The following is a 19,613-nucleotide window of genomic DNA, read 5'->3' as shown; positions in this document are numbered from 1 at the left end:
CAAGCAATTGCTATGGTATTGCTGAAACGTTTCATCGCCCTTGGTTTACTGGCAGCAGGGGTAGGGTTTGCACCGGCTGCCCTTGCGCAGCGAGTTCCGCGTTTACGCCAAGGGATGAGCTATGCCGATGCCCGCCAACGCCTCCTTGATCGCGGTTGGCAACCCGTAGTTAATTCGGCAATGGTGAATCCGACAACAACGACCCCGATTGTGGCCTATCTCCTCAGTCAAGGCTATAGCGAACTGATGGGTTGTCAACTCATGGTGGGGGTGGATATCTGCACCTTTCAGTTTCGCAATCGCAAGGGGCATCTGTTGGAAATTGGCACCGTGAATTTGCTCATTTTCCCCGGCGGCACGGTGACCAGTTGGGTACTGCGGAAGAATTCCCCTTAGGCGATTATAATGGGGAGCCGTAACCTTTTGTCAGGAACCGCAGTATGGTGTCTTCTCCGATTAAACCTGAAGCCTCTGTTCGTCACGATGTCAAAGATTTGAGCCTTGCGCCCTTAGGGCAGCAACGCATTGAATGGGCCAGTCGGGAGATGCCAGTGCTGCGCCAGATTCGCGATCGCTTTGCAAAAGAAAAGCCCCTTGCCGGTATTCGCTTGGCCGCCTGCTGCCATGTGACCACAGAAACCGCCAATCTAGCGATCGCCCTCAAAGCCGGCGGTGCTGACGCGGTTCTTATTGCCAGTAATCCCCTCTCCACCCAAGACGATGTCGCCGCTAGCCTAGTGGTGAACTACGGCATCCCGGTCTTTGCCCAAAAAGGGGAAGACACCGCCACCTATATGCGCCACGTCAATATTGCCCTTGATCACCGTCCCAACATCATCATTGATGACGGCTGTGATGTGGTTGCCACCCTCGTCAAAGAGCGCCAGCACCAACTCAGTGACATTATTGGCACCACCGAAGAAACCACCACTGGCATTGTCCGCCTCAAGGCCATGTTCCGCGATGGCGTCCTCACCTTCCCCGCCATTAATGTCAACGATGCCGACACCAAACACTTCTTTGACAACCGCTACGGCACCGGTCAATCCACCCTAGATGGCATCATTCGGGCAACGAACATTCTGCTTGCCGGTAAAACCGTTGTCGTGGCTGGCTATGGCTGGTGCGGTAAAGGGACAGCGCTGCGGGCACGGGGCATGGGTGCCAATGTGATTGTGACGGAAATTGATCCCGTGCGGGCCATTGAGGCAGTCATGGATGGCTTCCGGGTGATGCCCATGATCGAAGCCGCGCCCCTTGGGGATATTTTCATTACTGTAACTGGGAATAAGCATGTGATTCGCGCCGAGCACTTTGCCGTCATGAAAGATGGGGCAATGGTAGCCAACTCCGGTCACTTTGACATTGAAATTGACCTTGCCACCCTGAAAACCCTCGCCAAGGAAGTCCGCGTCGTGCGCAACTTCACCGAGGAATACATTCTCCCCAGTGGCAAGTCCATCATTGTTTTGGGGGAAGGGCGACTGATTAACCTTGCGGCTGCTGAAGGCCACCCCGCCAGTGTGATGGATATGAGCTTTGCCAACCAAGCCCTTGGCTGTGAGTATCTTGTCAAAAATAAAGGTCAATTGGCGGCCGGCATCCATCCCATTCCCGCAGCAGTGGATCAAGAAATTGCCCGTTTGAAACTCCAAGCCATGGGCATTGCCATTGATACCCTCACTGCGGAACAGGTGGAGTACATGAACTCTTGGACTTCTGGCACTTAGACCCCCCATCCACCTGCAAAATCATTAGAACGTTGCGTGCTGCGTCCTAGCTAGGGCTAATCTCAGGGTGCAGCTTTTTATTTATTTTTTAATTTATTGTCATCAATAGCCTTTTTCTAAAATAGCGGCTACCGCAACCGGATGTCATCTTGTTATAGAGCAATTTGGGCTGTTTTAGTTGTTTGGGTAGATTAAGTCCCCCGCCCTGAAGTTAAGGTTAGATACAGTTTTGGCATATTTTTAATACGAAAACTGTATAGCGACAAAGAAAATGTAGCAAAATTTACAAATGTTCATGATTGACCTGCCTAAATTGGGTGTTCAAGTAACCCGTTGAAGACAAGGGCAACAACCGTGAGCAACAAAATTGAAGCCATTAAAAAAGAGAAAGATGTCTTAGCGGTTAAACAAGAGCTAGAGAAATTCGCAGCCATGGGCTGGGAAAGCATTCCTGAAGCTGACCGCGATGTTCGCCTCAAGTGGCTTGGGATTTTCTTTCGCCCCGTTACCCCCGGCAGGTTCATGATGCGGCTGCGGGTACCCCATGGGATTCTCACCAGTCAACAACTGCGAACCCTTGGCGAAATTGTGGATCGCTATGGTGAAAACGGCAATGGTGACATCACCACCCGTCAAAACATTCAGATTCGCGGTCTGCCCATTGAGGATATTCCTAAAATCATGGAGCGGCTGCAAGCCTGTGGCCTGACCTCTGTGCAATCCGGCATGGACAATGTGCGCAACCTCACTGGATCGCCAGTGGCGGGCATTGATGCGGCCGAACTCGTTGATACTCGCCCCCTGATTATGAAATTGCAGGCGATGATTACCAACAACGGTCAGGGGAATCCGGAATTTAGCAATCTACCCCGCAAATTCAACATTGCGATCGAGGGGGGGCGGGATAACTCTGTCCATGCCGAAATTAACGATGTTGCCTTTGTGCCTGCCTATCGGCAAGGGCGTTTGGGCTTCAATGTTTTGGTCGGTGGTTTCTTCTCTGCTCGGCGTTGCGCTGCCGCTATCCCCCTCAATGCTTGGGTGCCTCCCGATGATGCTGTGGTGCACCTCTCACGTGCCATCCTTGAAATTTTCCGTGACCATGGCCTACGGGGCAATCGGCAAAAAGCGCGGCTCATGTGGCTGATTGATGAATGGGGTATCGAAAAATTCCGGGCAGCAGTGGCCGCTAAACTCCCCTTTGAACTCCTCAGTGCCGCTCCCAAGGATGAAATTGACTGGGACAAGCGAGATCATCTGGGGGTGCATTGCCAAAAACAGCGGGGGTTGAACTATGTGGGACTGCATGTGCCCGTAGGGCGCCTCTATGCCACCGATTTTTATGAATTGGCACGGCTAGCTCAAGTCTATGGCCAATCGGAAGTGCGGCTGACAGTGGAGCAAAATCTGATCATTCCCCATGTGCCTAGCGCTGTTTTACCAAGCCTGCTGCGCGAACCCCTCCTCACTAAGTTTCGGCCGGAACCACCGCCTTTAGAACGTGCCCTCGTTTCCTGCACGGGTGCTCAGTTTTGCAACTTTGCCCTCATTGAAACCAAAAATCGTGCCCTTGCCCTCGTCCGCTGGCTGAATCAACAACTGGTGCTCCCTCAACCGGTGCGCATTCACTGGACCGGGTGTCCTAACTCCTGTGGTCAACCCCAAGTGGCCGATATTGGCCTGATGGGTACAAAAACCCGTCGTAACGGCGAAACCGTGGATGCCGTGGATTTGTACATGGGTGGCAAGGTCGGTAAGGATGCCAAGCTGGGCACCTGTGTGAAAAAAGCGATTCCCTGTGATGAACTGCCGGAGGTACTGCGCCAACTGTTGATTGATCACTTTGGTGCTCAGCCCATCAGTTCACATACGCTGCAGGTTCCGATACACGCTGAATTAGCCTTGTCGATTGTTTAGGAATTAAAGGATTTGTAAACCAATGGTGACTTTCTCCCGGCGTCACTTTCTCGTGACCGCTGCGGTTACAACGGCCGTGACATTGATCTCCCACGGTTGTGGTAATAGCCAGCAAACTAGTGATGTTGCCCAACCCACCACCCTAGCGGAAACTCCAGAAGTGATGGGAGCGAAACTGGGCTTTATTGCTCTGACGGACGCGGCTCCCCTGATTATTGCCAAGGAAAAGGGCTTGTTTGCCAAGTATGGGATGCCCGATGTGGAGGTGATTAAGCAGGCTTCCTGGGGCGTGACCCGCGACAACTTGGTCTTGGGTTCTGCCGGGGGTGGCATTGATGGTGCCCACATTCTCACACCAATGCCCTACCTGATGACCGTGGGAACCATTACCGGTGGCAAACCTGTACCCATGTATATCTTGGCGCGGTTAAACACGAATGGTCAGGGAATTGTCTTGGCCAATGCTTACAAGGATCTCAATATCAGGACTGACAGTAGCCCCCTGAAGGAGGCCTTTGCTAAAACCCGTGCTGAACGGCGTGCCCAGAATCAGCAAGAGCAGATCAAAGTGGCAGTGACATTTCCAGGGGGCACCCATGATCTGTGGATGCGCTACTGGCTGGCTGCCGGCGGCATTGATCCTGAGAAGGACGTTTCTGTGATCGTTGTGCCTCCTCCGCAAATGGTGGCCAATGTGAAAACTGGAACCATGGAAGCTTTCTGTGTGGGTGAGCCATGGCCACAACAAGCGGTGAATCAAAAGGTGGGGGTTGATGCTATTACCACGGGTGAATTTTGGCAGGATCATCCTGAGAAATCGCTGACTTTGCGGGCGGATTGGGTTGATCAGCATCCGAAGGCCACTAAAGCTCTATTGATGGCTGTGATGGAAGCACAACAGTGGTGTGACCAACCTGAAAATAAACCAGAAATGGTCAAGATAATTGCCCAGCGGCAATGGTTGAAGGTACCCGAGAAGAATATTTTGGATCGCTCCCTCGGTAAGTTTGACTTTGGCAATGGCCGTACCTTTGACAACCCCGATCTAGCGATGAAGTTCTGGCGAGACAATGCCTCTTATCCCTACCAAAGTCATGATCTGTGGTTCCTGACGGAGGACATTCGCTGGGGGTATTTGCCGCCGGATATGGACACTAAAGCTCTCATCCAAAAAGTAAACCGTGAGGATCTGTGGCGCGAAGCCGCTCAAGCGATGGGGGTGCCGGCAGCGGAAATTCCCACCACCACCTCTCGGGGCGTGGAGACCTTTTTTGATGGTGTGGCCTTTGATCCCCAAAATCCTCAGGCCTACTTGAGTGGTTTGGATTTGAAAAAAGTTTAGAGGTAAAGAGCAATGGCAAGTTCTTCTATGGGTTTCACTCAATCTCGACGGCGGCGCTGGTTAAAGCATCTCAAGAAGTCAGCGATGTTCCGCAAAGTGGTACTGGGTAGTTTGGGGGTGCTGTGTTTCTTGGTCATTTGGCAGTTTGTCTGCATGGCGGGGCTACTTCGCCTGCCAACGCCCCTCACTGTTATTACTGAAACTTGGGGGTTGATAGTTGATCCCTTTTATCAAGGGAGTGGCACGGATGTGGGGTTGGGGTGGCAAATTCTCTCCAGTCTGCGGCGGGTGGCCGTTGGCTTTTCCTTGGCAGCAGTCATTGGGGTGGGGCTGGGGATGCTGATTGGCTCTAGTCGAGTGCTCTACGATGCAGTGGATCCCATTTTGCAGGTGTTGCGTCCGGTGCCCCCCCTTGCGTGGTTGCCCATTTCCTTGGCGGCTCTGCGGGACAATGAACCGGCAGCGATTTTTGTGATCTTCATTACCGCCATTTGGCCAATTATCATCAACACGATTGTCGGTGTGCAGCAAATTCCCAAGGACTACAAGAATGTGGCACGGGTGTTGCAGCTCTCCCGCAAGGATTATTTCCTGAATATTCTCGTACCAGCAACGGTGCCCTATGTGTTTACGGGGCTGCGCATTGGCATTGGGCTGTCCTGGTTGGCGATTGTGGCAGCGGAGATGCTCATTGGCGGTGTCGGCATTGGCTTCTTTATTTGGGATGCCTGGAACAGTTCTCTGATTAGTGAAATTATTGTTGCCGTGATCTATGTCGGCATTGTTGGCTTGGTCTTGGATCGCTCGGTGGCCTTTGTGGGTTGCCTGCTCAGCCACGGTGAAGAGGTGCATTCCTAGCTCCCTCACGTAACCCATCCTCCCCTCTCTTCCCCTTACTGTCGAACATTAGGTTGTTTAACCCTATGGCCAAGTCTTTACCGTTTATTGAAATTGACCATGTGGATCAGGTTTTTGATCTGCCCGGGGGCGATCGCTACATTGCTCTCAAGAATATCCACCTCGAAATCCAAAAAGGGGAGTTTATTTCCCTTGTCGGTCACTCTGGCTGCGGCAAGTCCACGCTCTTGAATATCATTGCTGGCTTTCAGCGGCCTAGCAGTGGTGGCGTGGTGATGGCAGGACGGCAGGTGACGGAACCGGGTCCCGATCGCATGGTGGTGTTCCAAAACTATTCGCTGTTGCCTTGGAAAACGGTGTACCAGAATGTGGCCTTGGCGGTGGCGGCGGTGCTGGGGCATTTGAGCAAGGCAGAGCAACGACAGCGGGTAGAGGCGGCGCTGGAACAGGTGCACCTCAGTAAAGCCCGCGAGAAGTTCCCTGCCCAACTGTCGGGAGGAATGAAGCAACGGGTGGCGATCGCCCGTGCCTTGGCGATTCAACCGGAGGTACTCCTGCTGGATGAACCCTTTGGTGCCCTTGATGCTTTGACGCGAGGCTCTTTGCAGGATGAGTTGATGCAAGTGTGTCAGGGCAGTCAAACCACCTGCATTATGGTCACCCATGATGTGGATGAGGCACTACTGCTTTCGGATCGCGTGGTGCTGCTCACCAACGGCCCTGAAGCCCACATTGGCCAAATTCTCAAAATTCCCTTTGCCCGTCCCCGCAATCGCCATGACGTGCTCAACCATCCCAGCTACTATGGCCTGCGCAATGAGATGATTGCCTTTCTCAATCAGCAGAAACGCCGCCGTCCCTCCTTGACGGTACCGGCCATTGCGCCAACTACCCCCGTGGAACTGACCCTTGGCTTTATGCCCCTCATGGACAGTGCCCCCCTCATTGTCGCCAAGGAAATGGGCTTCTTTGCTAAGTATGGTTTGGAGTCAGTCACGCTGCATCGCGAAGAAAGCTGGCAGGACTTGGTGATGGGGGTGATCGCGGGTCGCTTGACGGGCGCTCAACTGTTGGCGGCCATGCCCTTAGCCATGACCTTGGGGTTAAACGGTCAGCCTTCACAACCGCTGATGACCTCGTTGGTACTGAGTCGCAATGGCAATGCCATCACCTTTAGTCGCCAGTTGTGGCAGCAGGGGGTGAAGACTGCTGAAGATCTGCGCGCCTATATTCAGCGCACGGGCGATCGCCCCCGGCTGGGAGTGGTTCATGCCGCATCAATGCACAACCTCCTGTTGCGGTACTGGCTGGCCGCCGCTGGCATTGACCCCGATTACGATGTCGAGTTGTTGGTGATTCCCCCCTCCCAAATGATCTATCACCTCAAGGCCGGCCATATCAGTAGCTTTTGTGTCGGTCAACCGTGGAACTCCCATGCAGTGCGCGAGGGTATTGGGGTGATTGTCGCTACGGATTTGGAGATTTGGTCGGGGCACCCGGAAAAAGTTGTGGGCATGCGTTCCGATTGGGTGCAGGCCAACCCGCAGCTACACCAAGCGTTGGTCAAGGCATTGATCGAAGCCTGTGAGTACTGCGATACGATCAAACATCGCCCCGAAATTGCCCAACTGCTTTGTCGGCCAGAGTATGTGGGGTGTACTCCTGAGGATGCCTATGCCGGCTTTGTGGAACCCCTTGATCGGGGGGATGGCATTGTTGCTGCTTTTCAACCCCGGTTTCACCAGTTCTATGTGGATCGCTCTCCCTGTCCTGGGCGGTTGGAAGGGCTGTGGATCATGACCCAATTGGCTCGCTGGCAACTTACGCCCTTCCCGAGAAACTGGCTAGAAATTGTTGAGCAGGTGCGGCGAGTCGATCTCTTTGGGGCGGCAGCGCGGGAACTGAAGGTTGTAGATAATGAGCCAGATCGTTCTGCCTTTGCTCTTTTCGATGGACTGCCCTTTGACCCCGATAATCCCCTTGGCTACATTGAGGCGGCTGCGATTCGCCGTGGCCTTGATATTCGCACTGTTGATCCCCAAGAGGTTGTTGCTGTCTAGGTATTTTTGAGAGAAGTCTATGGAAACCCTCTATCGTCTTGATCCCCATTTAACGGCCACCCAGCATCTACGCATTGATGGGGTGAGCAAAGCCTACCCTACGGCTAATGGCGACCATGTGGTACTTGAGGATATTCACCTTGAGGTGAGCAGCGGCGAATTTGTCTGTTTCATTGGCCATTCCGGCTGCGGCAAAACCACACTCTTGAATATGGTTGCGGGTTTTACAGCACCAACACGAGGGGAAATTACTCTCAATGGCGTGCCCGTGCGCCGTCCGGGGCCGGATCGCATGATGGTGTTTCAAAACTACGCGCTGCTGCCTTGGTTGACGGCCTATCAAAATATTGAGCTAGCAGTGAAGTCCGTTTATCCCCAGAAAACTCGCCAACGCCGGCGCCAAATTGTCGAGGAGCACTTGGAACTGGTGGGGCTAACAGCGGCTGCCCACAAACGCCCTGCTCAACTGTCGGGGGGAATGAAACAACGGGTGGCGATCGCCCGCGCCCTCGCCATTCGCCCTGAAGTGTTGATTTTAGATGAACCCTTTGGTGCCCTCGATGCCATCACGAAGGAGGAGTTACAGGATGAACTCTTAAAGATTTGGCGCAGGCACCGACTGACGGTACTGATGATTACCCACGACATTGATGAGGCGCTGTACCTCGCGGATCGGGTGGTGATGATGACCAATGGCCCTGCCGCCCGCATTGGCGATATTTTGAAGATTCCTTTTCCGCGGCCACGGCAGCGATCGCAACTCCTTGAGGATCCGCAGTACTACGATCTCCGCAACCAAGTGGTTGACTTTCTGTACACGCGGTTTGGGCACTAAGTAGCGTATGAGTACCCCACGGGTTGGCTCGTTAGCCGTTCAGTCCAGTCGTTACCTCTGCTACTACCGCAATACCAGCGAGAGCGTTCAGCAGATTTATTTGTCAAATCAGCCCACTTGGCAACAGGTGGTGTTTCCGAGGCAAGAGCTTTTTTTCTATGGCGATGCTACAGCGGATCTGATCATTTGCTCGGAGCAAGGGGTCAGGTGCTGTTCCTGTGAATTCCTGCGGGTTGAGGAAAAAGGGCGTGCTGTGCCTGAACCAAGTGAGCCAGTGTCCTCGCTGTGTCCCTACTGTGGGGTGGGCTGTGGCTTAGAAGCAGTCCCTCAAGGCAAGGGAGCCTATAAAATTCGGGGCGATCGCCAGCATCCCTCCTCCCAAGGTATGGTCTGTGTCAAGGGGGCAACTATTCTAGAAGCCCTTGATCGCGATCGCTTGGTCTACCCCCTGTGGCGGGAGCGTTTGGATCAGCCCTTTACGGTCATTTCGTGGGACGAGGCCATGACCCGCCTTGTGGAACGCATCCAATGGGTGCGCCGTGAGCGGGGCGCCGATGCCATTTGTATGTACGGTTCCGGTCAATTTCAAACCGAGGACTACTATGTGGCGCAAAAGCTGATCAAGGGCTGTTTGGGTACGAACAACTTTGATGCCAACTCGCGGCTATGTATGTCCTCGGCAGTGTCGGCCTACATGGCCAGCTTCGGTGCTGATGGCCCCCCCTGCTGCTACGACGATTTGGAGGCCACCGATTGTGCGTTCCTCATGGGTACTAATACTGCCGAATGCCATCCCATTGTCTTTAATCGTCTGCGCAACCACCACAAGCGCGATCGCCGCGTCAAGCTGATTGTGGTCGATCCGCGGCGCACCCCGACAGCGGAAGTGGCGGATCTGCACCTTGCCATCCGCCCCGGCACGGATATTGATCTGCTCCACGGCATTGGCCATTTGCTACTGCAATGGGGACAGATCGATGCTGAGTTTATAGAGGAGTGTACCCAAGGCTTTGCCGAGTATGTAAAGCTGCTGGCGGCCTACACCCCAGACTGGGTAGCGAAACGCTGTGGCATTGCTCAAAGTGATCTAGAACAGGCGGCTCGCTATTGGGGGCATGCCCAAGCGGTACTCTCCCTCTGGTCAATGGGCATTAACCAGTCTGCTGAAGGGACGGCCAAAGCTCGTTGTCTCATCAATCTCCACCTGTTGACGGGGCAAATTGGCCGCCCAGGGAGTGGTCCTTTTTCGCTGACGGGGCAACCCAACGCCATGGGGGGGCGCGAAGCCGGCGGCTTGAGCCATCTGTTGCCCGGCTATCGCCAAGTGACGAATCCACAGCATCGCCAAGAGGTAGAGGACTTTTGGGGACTGCCGCGAGGGCAAATAAGCGATCGCCCCGGTCGCACGGCATGGCAAATTGTCGAAGGTCTAGAACAGGGAGAAGTGGGTCTGCTGTGGATTGCGGCCACCAATCCTGCGGTTAGCTTTCCCCATTTAGAACGTGCTAAAGCCGCCTTTCTGCAATCCCCCTTTACGGTCTACCAAGATGCCTACTTTCCCACTGAAACAGCAGCCTATGCCCATCTGATTTTGCCGGCGGCGCAATGGAGTGAGAAAACAGGTGTGATGACCAACTCTGAACGCCGCGTCACCCTTGCCCCCGCCTTTCGATCGCCCCCCGGTCTGGCTCGCCCTGATTGGGAAATTTTTGCTGAGGTGGGGCGCCGCTTGGGATATGGGCATCTCTTCCCATTTGTCGATGCCGCTGCCGTCTATGCTGAATTTGTCCAACTCACTGCCGGTCGCCCCTGCGATCAATCGGGTCTGAGCCACGAACGCCTTGCCCGTTTAGGCGCCTTGCAGTGGCCCTGTCCTGCCGGTATGGATGATGCAGAAGCCCGCAAACCCAAACGCCTCTATACTGACTGGCGATTTCACACCCCCAATCAACGGGCATATTTTTGCCTTGCTCATAGTCAAGGGGTGGCTGAACCCACCGATAACCTCTATAGCTTTACCCTGACAACGGGTCGTCTCTACGGCCACTGGCACACGCAAACCCGTACCGGTCGCATTGCCAAAATTCAAAAAATGCACCCCGATCCCTTTGTGGAAATGCACCCCGACGATGCCGCAAACTTACATCTCAAAGACGGAGATTGGGTGGAGGTGCGATCGCGCCGCGGTCAAGTGTGCCTGCCGGTCATCCTCACCAAGGCCATTCGTCCGGGCACTCTCTTTGTACCCATGCACTGGGGCTTTCTCTTTGCTGATAGCGGTGAGGCAAACCAACTGACCCATCCCATTGCCTGTCCGGTCTCAAAGCAGCCAGAACTCAAAGCCTGTGCGGTGCAGGTGCTGCCCCTGAAGTTGCGGCAGACGCCCCATACCCCCACCATGCAGGAAAGGGGCACTGCCCTCAAGCAATGATAGAATCTGATTCCCTGTGGAGGGTTATGGCTATTGATGTCCCACTTCTTTGAGTTTGAGGCCGAATTCACGGCTTCGTTACGCTGTATTCCAATGATTGTTCGCTATAAACTAGATTTATGTGGGGTCAAGCTGAAGCTGCTCCACTGGCATCAACTTTCCCAAGAACAGCGACAATGGCTCGTGGTGACTCCCTGCGACACCCCCGAAGCTCAGGCAGACTATCGTCAGCAACTGCGGGATTGGGTGACCCACACCCATGGAACCCCACCGAGTGATATAGAGATTCCCCAACCCTACCCTTGGGACATCACCACTGAACTGCCAGAGACAGTGCAGCAACAACTGATCAAGGTATCTCACCACAGCTTGACGGTGGAAAAATGGTCAGCCCTGACCCCCCTCCAACGCTTTGCCCTTGTGAAGCTCAGCCAGCCCGGCCACGAGAATCGCAATTTTTGGCCAGCATTGCAGGAATTTGGTCTGGCCTAGAGGGCTAAGAGAGTTGTAGTGGCATTTTTCTGCTGAGGTAGTACAGAGTTGTACCAACGAGGGTGCCCACTAAGAAGCCTTGGGGCACACTGAGGGCGATCGCCCCCACTAAGAGGGTAATCATCCAATTTGCGGGCATGGCGGCTTGATCTTTAATAAAGCCCATGAGTACCCACGCTTCAAACAAAAGAATGACCCCCAAAATCGAGAGGGGAAAAATTTCCAGCAGCTTATCCACACTGGAGCCAAAAAAGAGACCCAAGAGAAGGTAGAGACTGCCATAGATCACCACCGCCCCACCTGTGCGGGCACCAAGGGCATAGTGTCCTGCCAAACCGCTACAGCCATGGCAGAGGGGGACGCCACCAAAGAAGGGCAGGATCAAGTTGGTGAGGCTATACGTGAGGCCAATTTGGCGAATCGAGAGGGGGCGATCGGGAAAGAGATCGTGGGCAGTTTGCTGGGTTGCAATCACTGCATTGGCGATCGATAGGGGTAACTGCGGCAGTGCCAATAGCACGAGTCCGGGAATCAAGGCCTGAGGATCTAAAGGCCGCAGGTAGGGAAGCTGCCAAGCAATGGTTAACTGCAATTCTGGCTCAGCCAGAACACGGCTAATCGCTACACCCACCCCCAGCAATACCACCAGTAACCCTGCGGGAACTCCCCGTTCCTTGGGCAAAAGGAGCAAGATCAAAAAGCCCATAACACCTAACAGATAACCAAAGAGGTCACCCGCGGGCAAGTAGGTCTTGAGGGCAACGGCGGCTAGAGACAGTCCCAGTCCCAATTGACAGCCCCGCACCACGGGTTGGGGAATCCAGCGAGCCAGCCGGGTCAGGATTCCGGTGGACGTTAACACCAACATCATTGCTCCTACCATCAGTCCCCCGGCCCAAAGGATAGATCCAGTGAGTTTTTCCGTCATCACAATTACAGCCATTGCCTTTAGGGGCTGCATGGGCATGGGAAGGCCATAGAATACCCCCGTGAGAATTTGCGCTACGCCAAACAAAGTGAAGACGTTAGCACTATCCAACTGGGCAGCAGTGATCATGCCCACCAACAGGGGCAAATCCGTACCCAAATCACCAAAACTGCCACTGAGTTCTTGCCAATTAAAGCGCAGTCGCTCCCGCAACACCTATATCTTCTCCAACATGGTTTGCAATTTCTGTAGGTGTTGAGCCACCCGACCACTACGGAGGAGTTCGCTGCTGAGTGCGAGTCCGGAATTGAGACTATCGGCTTTGCCCCCCTGCCACAGGTAAAATCCACTATTCCAGATCACAGAGGTGGTGAGGGGTTGCTCCTCTGCGGCTAAAACAGCAGCCATCATTTTTGTAGCGGTCGTTGTCTCCTCTGACCAAGGCACATTACTGCTGGCCATACCATACTCTTGGGGATGGAGACGCAGGCGTTGCCAAGGAGGGTCTTGATCACGGGCAAGGCCGATAATGGCGGTGCGATCGCGGGGCAAATCACAACTGCCTTCAAGACCTTTGACGGTAGTAAATTCATGAACACCGTGGAGATAGAGGGCATCGCGCATGATCCCTTCCGTCGGCGGATGAACAAACCCTGCTACGAGGTGACTGCGCCCTTGGTAAGGATTCCAGATTAATTCCAATGTGGCAATGGGGGGACGTTTACCAATTTGCTCCCGGTAGGGGACTAGCCCTTGGGCTGCTGGAAAATGACGCGGGAGATAGACAAAACCTAAACCCGTTTGCTCTAGGCAGTGGGCAATTTGCTCTAGGGTTAGGGTTGACCAGTCCACCCCCAAACATCGCCACAGCTCAATGAGGGGAATGCCTTCTTTGGTGGGTATGCGATCGCCCCCGTGTTGAAGTACTGGAATCCCAGCAGCCGCCAAAACCAATGCTGTTAAAGGACTCAGGGGAAACGTGCGATCGCGACCATCGTAGGGCTGACTGAGGATCATCACGGGGCAACTGGTCTCAACCGCTGGAATTTTCGGCCCTAGCTCGTTGTAGGTATCGAGCATACCCGCCATCTCTTCCGAGGTGGGTCGCTTAATCCGATGAGCAATCAAAAACGCCCCAATTTGGGCAGGGGTTGCCACCTGCTCCAGCATGAGTTGCAACGCCAAGGCTGCCTCGGCGCGGCTCAGGTCTTTGTGGGTGTGGGCACCACTGCCGACTTTTTTGAGCAGATCACGAAAGAGAAGACTCATGGGCAGCCTGCTGGCGGATCAATGTGAGCAATTGGGCAACGGGGGGTAAGGTCAGGCGATCGTGGGTGGTAATGGCCAACACCTGACGCAGGGGCAGTGGCGTGGATAAATCACGAATCCCTAGGGCAGGATCGTGGAGCGCTTCCTTGAGGGCAGAGCGCGGCAGCAAGGCAACCATCTCACTTTCGCGGATCACAGCAATAAACGCATCAGGGGTGTTGAGTTCAAGAGCGGGTTGCCAAGGTAAACCCCGACGGCTAAATTCTTCAGCCACCAAGCGGCGCATGCTATAGCCATCCTTAAATACCACATGGGGAAAGCGAGCTAGTTCTTGCCATGTCAAGGTCTCATTAACAGCGAGGGGATGTTCAGCCGCCATTAGCACTTGCACAGGCTCACTGTACAGCGGTTCAATCACCCATTCCGACTGTTTTAAGAGGTGGCGATCGCCCATGACAATCGCTAGATCTACTAAGCTATCCTGCAAGACTTTGAGGGCGCGATCGCTCCCTAGGGCAGTCACCCGCAACTGCATTTGGGGAAATGCTTGGCAAAACGTCGGTAACAGCATGGGCAAAAAGTAGCGGCAAATGGAGTGAATAGCGGCAATGCAGAGTTCCTGCTGCTGGCCATTTTGCATGGCTTTGAGTTCCGCATTGGCGGCCTGCCACTCTTGCCAGATGCGATGGGCACGGCGCAAAAACAAGTCCCCCGCCACAGTTAACTTGGCGCGATTCGAGCGGTGCACAAGTTGCATTCCCAAACTTTCTTCTAGAGCTTGAATTTGCCGACTAATTGTGGGTTGCGTCACCCCACACCGCCGCGCTGCCGCTTGAAAACTCCCCGTTTCAGCAACTGCTAAAAAAGATTGCAACTGATCAAGTCGCATAATACTTGCTGTGTTCTCCCTCTGCGTCTATTTCTATTGATGCAATTGTGGCTCTTGTGGCTCTTAATCTTATGCAACTTTCGGATAGTAAAGGGTGTTGATTGATACAGTTTCTTGAAAATGTCCTACAGCATACCCTCTTGGTTCCAGCGCTGAAGTAGGTAAACTAATTGGTCATACTTGCCCTCCCATACCCATTCTGTTTCTTCTGTGCGCATTTGAAAGGTAGAGGTTGTGGAATCCGTAGGTAGATTGCTGAGGCATAATCAAGGTAAACAGCAAACGCAAAAAGGTTACTATTGATAATTTTAATTGTTATCTATAGACTTACTAAAGCAAAAACTATGAACTTAGGGGGCTATGGTTTCGAAGGTGATGCGGACAGGACCACTGGAAGGCGGTAAAAAGTTAAGTGTTTCAAACCCAATCACTTGCCCCTGCTGATCCTTCATCAAAATCACCTCATCTTGAGGGTTACCAAACCAAACGACCAAGGTGTTACCTGTGCGGTCATAAAATACTTTTACTTCTGCCATAGTAGTTCTCCTTCTTTAATTACACTAGTTCGATAGGCTGTGATTAGAAACCCTTCTCCATTTAAGCGCTTCGCTACAGTACAGACCCAACGCTTCGCACCATCATCACGATAAAACAAGTAAACCTGAGCATCAGCTTTGCTCAGACGAATTTCATTTGGGTCGCTTAAGGTGTTTTGGACATCGGCTAGACGGTCGCCCATGACTGGATGTTTGATTGTGACAATAAACTGCCAATACTCAGCCGTTGTGCGAACGAAAAAGCCGAGCGAGCTAGTCACTTCAAACAAAATTTCAGCATTAGCGATCGCATCATTTTCCATCAATTGCTGTTCCGATCGCCATACTCATTGAAAAATCCGTGCCCACACTCAAGGGTTGGCGATCGCCACCATAGACATCATCTTACGTCCTAAAACGGACTGTTATGGTGATGCTCACGACAGTACACCCAACTGGCTGGTTCATCTAGATAGTATTCCTTTTTCCAAATGGGTAGGCGGTGTTTGATTTCATCAATGATGTAGGCCGCACCAGCAAAGGCTTGTTTACGATGAGGTGCCGTCACCCCTACCCACACAGCAATTTCCCCTAGGGTCAGTTTGCCGTAACGATGGCTAGCGATCGCCCCCAGCAAGTCAAATTTCCCAATGGCTTCTGCTAGGATCTGTTCTCCTTCTTTAAGAGCCAAGGCGGGATAGACCTCGTATTCTAGGGCAGTGACGATCTTGCCGTGGTTGTGATTGCGCACCCAACCCTCAAAGCTAACAAAGGCACCGGCCCGCAAGTTGGCAAGGGGCTGCCACAACTGAGCTGGCTCTAGGGGAGTATTGGTTAGGGAAAATTGCTTGATCACCATCGCTTAGTTAACCCCCGGCAACAGGGGGAATAAAGACGACCTTATCTCCTGCTCGTAGGGGTTGATCCAGTGTCACAAACGTATCATTAGCCGCCACCTTAACATGGGTGAGATCAAGGGTAAACCCGTACTGGGTCTTTAGCTCTTGGTATAGGTCGCCATAGGTTTGGGCGGTGGTCACTCGCTCCTCCTGTTCCCGTTGGCTTTGCTCCCGCAACTGGGCAAAGTAGCGTAGGTAAATTGTTTTAGGGGCGTCGGACATGGGGTAGGGCTTCAAGATAGTCTTCAGGGGTGTTGATATTGGCAGTAATGGTTGGCTGGGGTGGGGCAATCCGCTGGCAGGGCGATCGCTGGAGAATTTTCACAGGGCAGTAGATCCCTTCTGCATAGGCGGCCTCAAATACCGGCAGAGCTTGGGGGGTATAAATGGCACACAATGGCTCTGGGAAACCCTCTTGGGGATGGTGATAGCAGGTGGCCACCACATCTTCGCGGTAATGGTGCAACAGGGGCGCAAGGGTTTCTGTGGTCAAATAGGGCAAGTCACAGGCCACCACTAACCAGTTCACGTGGGGATAGGCACGTAAAGCTGTTAGGATGCCGGCAATGGGGCCAATCTGAGGCAGGGTATCGGCGAGTGTTGGCAAATCAGCAAGGGGAGTCCCCTGCCATTGATTGGGTTGCGCTGAGAGAAAGACTTGTTCGCAGGATTGAGCCAACAAATTGTAGAGGTACTGGGCATGGGGTTCGCCGTAGTAGTCTAGCAGGGCTTTGGCCTGACCCATGCGCTGACTCTGGCCGCCAGTGAGCACAAGGCCGTAGAGGGGATATTGGCCGAGGGTTTTCTTGCCACCACTTTTCGCCAGCAGGCGCACCTCGCGAATCACAATATGGGGGCTGAGGGCTTTGGCCATGTCGTAGATTGTGAGGGCTGCGATCGCCACCCCATGCAGGCTTTCCATTTCCACGCCGGTGCGATCGCGGGTTTTGACCTCACAGCGCAGGCGAATTCTAAGGCCACTCTCAAGTGACTCGATATCCGTCTCAAAGCGACAACTGGTAATCGGCAGCGAATGGCAAAAGGGAATGACTTCAGCGGTGCGTTTTACCGCCATTGTGCCAGCAATAATCGCCGTTTGCACCACAGGCCCTTTCGTGAGAAAGAGATCTCCCCCTTGCACATAGGCCTGAAAGACCGGTGGCAATTCAATCAGGGCTTCTGCCACCGCTCGGCGATCGCTCACGGCCTTCTCGCTAATATCCACCATCTGGGGTTGTTGGTTCTCATTGATGTGGGAGAGCATCCTCCTAGCCTCCAATCTGGTGCATCGCATGGTGAACTTCTGCTCCGCGCAAGCTGGGTTTCATGCCCAACACTTGCTCATAGGCGGCATACCGTTCCCTTTGACTTAAGCCCCGTAGGGACACCCCCGCCTCCTTAAACAGGCACGCTCGCAGGACACCATCCGCAGACAAGCGCCAACGGGAGCAGTGGCCACAAAAGGGTTGGGATTCTGAAGCGATAAAACCAATCTGCCCGCCACAGGCCGTCTCAAAGTTAAACGAAGTGGAATCCAAAGGACGTGGCACAGGTCGCAGATCATAATGCTGACGCAAGCGCTCAATCATCGTGGCAGCACTAACAAAGCGATCGCCCCCCAAGTGGCAAGCATAGCCAATGCGCATCAGCTCCAAAAAGCGCACCTCAATCCCCAACCCCTTGGCGTACTCCACCATTGGCACCAGTTCGTGATCATTGACACCCGCCATAACCACCATGTTCAGCTTCACCTGAAACCCTTGGTGAACCGCAGTGGCCACCGCCGCCTTCACCGTTTCCAAGTGGTGGCCATGACTAATGGCGGCAAAGGTTTCGGGGTCTAGGCTATCCAGACTGATATTCAAACGCCGTACCCCATATTGTTCCAAGAGGGGCAAAAAGGGCACCAAGCGAATCCCATTCGTGGTTAAGCTTAGCTCTGGTACCCCCACTGCCACCAAGGCTGCGACAATCTCAGCAAACTCGGCTCGCAGGAGCGGTTCACCCCCCGTTAGGCGCACCGACTCAATCCCCAGTGCCACCAGTTCAGCCACAATCGTGGCATACTCTGTGGGGCTTAAATAGGTCTGGGGGGGCATAAAGGCGGCATCCACGGGCATACAGTAAGTACAGCGCAAATTACAGCGATCGGTAACCGACAGGCGCAACTTGCGAATGTGTCGCCCTTGGTTATCCAGCAAACGTTGGCTAGGGATAGCTGTGGTGACAACCATCCGCCCTAACTCCACGGAAAATAGCGATAGCACTCCCCAGCAGCAAATATCCCTTGCGAGGCAGGTAGTTCCAAGAAGCCATCACTGTCAGCCAAGGCCAAAAAATCACCAGAGTTTTGCATCGGACGGGGGTGGGCAATCAGTTCAGCAGTTTTCGTGGTTTCTAGTTTAACGGGTAAAAAGTAGGTTAAGGGCTGCTCAAAAGAGAAGGGAGTGGCTAAGCGGGCATAGAGGCGTGGCATGTCCAAAATATAGCGGTGTAAACACACCAAACTGGAGACGGGGTTCCCCGGCAAGCCAAAGACTGCCGTTTGCTGCATGTGATCCACCCCAAACCAGAGGGGTTTTCCGGGGCGCTGAGCGACACCGTGGATATATTGCTGCACGCCATGATCGCGCCACAGTTGCGGTAAATAGTCAAACTTGCCCTTGGAAACGCCGCCGCAATAAATCAGGAGATCGTACGCTTGGCTCGCTTGGCAGTAGTGGGTTGCCAGTTGCAGCGGATCATCGGGTAAATGGGTGATACTGACGTGGTTGTACCCTTGGCGCTTGAGGGCAGCCATTAGGGCGTAGGCATTGGAGAGGCGCAGTTGATGGGGTTGAGGTACGTGGTCTGGCGGAATCAGTTCATTGCCGGTGGCAACAATTTGAGTGCGGGGGGTGCGCTGGACACAAACTTCGCTCTGCCCCACAGCGGCAAGAATGCCCCAAGCCGGACTGTGTAGAGGGGTACCTGCCGCCAGCACCTGTTGACCCGCCGGCGCATCACTGCCACAGCGGTGGACAAATTGATAGGGCGACCACAGTTCGGCGTGGCGGATATGGGCAATGCCGTCACGAATTTCCAGAGCCTCGTAGGGAATGACCAGATCGCAGCCCTGGGGCAACGCGGCACCAGTCATCACTTCCAAGCAGGCCTGTGGATCCGTCAACGTGGGGGGTACCTCACCAGCAGGGACAACCCCCAGAATCCGGAAGGCACGCTGACCAGATCCATAGGCGGCCCACCGCAGGGCAATACCATCCATCATGATGCGGTCAATGGGTGGGTAGGGGCGATCGCTGGTAATGGCTCCCCCTAGTCGGCTGTACTGAGGCTCAGTCAAAGAGATGGTCTCTGTGCCCCAATCGGGCAAATGCTGCTGAATCAGGTCAACGGCTGTTTCGACGGAAATCATTTTCTAGACAGG

General features: G+C 53.8%; 19 protein-coding genes. 9 read left to right on the top strand and 10 right to left on the bottom strand.

The window, feature by feature from the left end; translation table 11 throughout:
* Positions 1-12 precede the first annotated feature (12 nt).
* The 9 genes from RHP47_RS09375 (at position 13) to RHP47_RS09335 (ending at position 11,665) form a co-directional block, all read left to right on the top strand.
* The gene (locus RHP47_RS09375; protein WP_149820263.1) at positions 13-396 is read left to right on the top strand and encodes a hypothetical protein; all 384 of its coding nucleotides are present in this window, start codon (positions 13-15) and stop codon (positions 394-396) included.
* A gap of 44 nt (positions 397-440) precedes the next feature.
* Positions 441-1,730, top strand: a complete 1,290-nt coding sequence (gene ahcY / locus RHP47_RS09370; RefSeq protein WP_149820261.1) for an adenosylhomocysteinase — start codon at positions 441-443, stop codon at positions 1,728-1,730.
* A 354-nt stretch (positions 1,731-2,084) separates the two neighbouring features.
* Positions 2,085-3,647, top strand: coding sequence for a ferredoxin--nitrite reductase (locus RHP47_RS09365; protein ID WP_310840329.1), 1,563 nt, complete (start codon positions 2,085-2,087; stop codon positions 3,645-3,647).
* Between the two features lie 22 nt (positions 3,648-3,669).
* Positions 3,670-4,989, top strand: coding sequence for a CmpA/NrtA family ABC transporter substrate-binding protein (locus tag RHP47_RS09360; RefSeq protein ID WP_149820257.1), 1,320 nt, complete (start codon positions 3,670-3,672; stop codon positions 4,987-4,989).
* Between the two features lie 12 nt (positions 4,990-5,001).
* Positions 5,002-5,847 carry a nitrate ABC transporter permease gene (gene ntrB / locus RHP47_RS09355; protein ID WP_149820255.1) on the top strand — a complete coding sequence of 282 codons (846 nt, stop codon included), beginning with the start codon at positions 5,002-5,004 and terminating at the stop codon, positions 5,845-5,847.
* Between the two features lie 65 nt (positions 5,848-5,912).
* Positions 5,913-7,907 (top strand): nitrate ABC transporter ATP-binding protein, encoded by a 1,995-nt coding sequence (locus RHP47_RS09350; RefSeq protein WP_286625476.1) that lies wholly within the window; start codon positions 5,913-5,915, stop codon positions 7,905-7,907.
* A 19-nt stretch (positions 7,908-7,926) separates the two neighbouring features.
* Complete coding sequence (locus tag RHP47_RS09345) at positions 7,927-8,742, top strand: nitrate ABC transporter ATP-binding protein (protein ID WP_310840327.1); 816 nt, start codon at positions 7,927-7,929, stop codon at positions 8,740-8,742.
* 7 nt (positions 8,743-8,749) lie between these two features.
* On the top strand, positions 8,750-11,173 hold the full coding sequence (locus tag RHP47_RS09340) for a nitrate reductase (RefSeq protein ID WP_310840326.1): 2,424 nt from the start codon (positions 8,750-8,752) through the stop codon (positions 11,171-11,173).
* Positions 11,174-11,209: 36 nt separating this feature from the next.
* On the top strand, positions 11,210-11,665 hold the full coding sequence (locus RHP47_RS09335; RefSeq protein WP_149820247.1) for a nitrate reductase associated protein: 456 nt from the start codon (positions 11,210-11,212) through the stop codon (positions 11,663-11,665).
* A 4-nt stretch (positions 11,666-11,669) separates the two neighbouring features.
* On the opposite strand, the gene RHP47_RS09330 is transcribed toward RHP47_RS09335, so the two are convergent.
* The 10 genes from RHP47_RS09330 to RHP47_RS09285 all read right to left on the bottom strand — a co-directional run bounded on the left by RHP47_RS09330 (position 11,670) and on the right by RHP47_RS09285 (position 19,601).
* Positions 11,670-12,809: a putative sulfate/molybdate transporter gene (locus RHP47_RS09330; RefSeq protein ID WP_149820245.1), complete on the bottom strand. Its 1,140-nt coding sequence runs from the start codon at positions 12,807-12,809 to the stop codon at positions 11,670-11,672.
* A complete protein-coding gene (locus RHP47_RS09325) occupies positions 12,810-13,862 on the bottom strand; it encodes an anthranilate phosphoribosyltransferase family protein (RefSeq protein ID WP_149820243.1) in 1,053 nt (350 codons plus the stop codon).
* Positions 13,843-14,751, bottom strand: a complete 909-nt coding sequence (locus tag RHP47_RS09320) for a LysR family transcriptional regulator (RefSeq protein ID WP_302679381.1) — start codon at positions 14,749-14,751, stop codon at positions 13,843-13,845. The genes RHP47_RS09325 and RHP47_RS09320 overlap by 20 nt, the downstream gene beginning before the upstream one ends.
* Positions 14,752-15,101: 350 nt before the next feature.
* Positions 15,102-15,287 (bottom strand): DUF2283 domain-containing protein, encoded by a 186-nt coding sequence (locus RHP47_RS09315; RefSeq protein WP_149820239.1) that lies wholly within the window; start codon positions 15,285-15,287, stop codon positions 15,102-15,104.
* On the bottom strand, positions 15,275-15,610 hold the full coding sequence (locus RHP47_RS09310; RefSeq protein ID WP_226971938.1) for a DUF4258 domain-containing protein: 336 nt from the start codon (positions 15,608-15,610) through the stop codon (positions 15,275-15,277). Before RHP47_RS09310 ends, RHP47_RS09315 begins: the two co-directional genes overlap by 13 nt.
* 89 nt (positions 15,611-15,699) lie before the next feature.
* Entirely contained in the window at positions 15,700-16,146 is a 447-nt protein-coding gene (locus RHP47_RS09305; RefSeq protein ID WP_286668640.1) for a molybdenum cofactor biosynthesis protein MoaE, read from the bottom strand.
* 7 nt (positions 16,147-16,153) lie between these two features.
* On the bottom strand, positions 16,154-16,408 hold the full coding sequence (locus tag RHP47_RS09300; protein ID WP_149820235.1) for a MoaD/ThiS family protein: 255 nt from the start codon (positions 16,406-16,408) through the stop codon (positions 16,154-16,156).
* Entirely contained in the window at positions 16,392-17,450 is a 1,059-nt protein-coding gene (gene moaC, locus RHP47_RS09295) for a cyclic pyranopterin monophosphate synthase MoaC (RefSeq protein WP_286668639.1), read from the bottom strand. Before moaC ends, RHP47_RS09300 begins: the two co-directional genes overlap by 17 nt.
* Positions 17,451-17,454: 4 nt before the next feature.
* A complete protein-coding gene (gene moaA / locus RHP47_RS09290) occupies positions 17,455-18,420 on the bottom strand; it encodes a GTP 3',8-cyclase MoaA (protein ID WP_190278050.1) in 966 nt (321 codons plus the stop codon).
* Positions 18,421-18,425: 5 nt separating this feature from the next.
* The gene (locus RHP47_RS09285) at positions 18,426-19,601 is read right to left on the bottom strand and encodes a molybdopterin molybdotransferase MoeA (protein ID WP_286668638.1); all 1,176 of its coding nucleotides are present in this window, start codon (positions 19,599-19,601) and stop codon (positions 18,426-18,428) included.
* Between the last annotated feature and the right edge of the window lie 12 nt (positions 19,602-19,613).

Source organism: Thermosynechococcus sp. QKsg1 (assembly GCF_031586415.1).
In the GTDB taxonomy this organism is placed as follows: domain Bacteria; phylum Cyanobacteriota; class Cyanobacteriia; order Thermosynechococcales; family Thermosynechococcaceae; genus Thermosynechococcus.
Note: the sequence above shows the minus strand (reverse complement) of the source record. Positions and strands in the feature narration are given on the sequence as shown.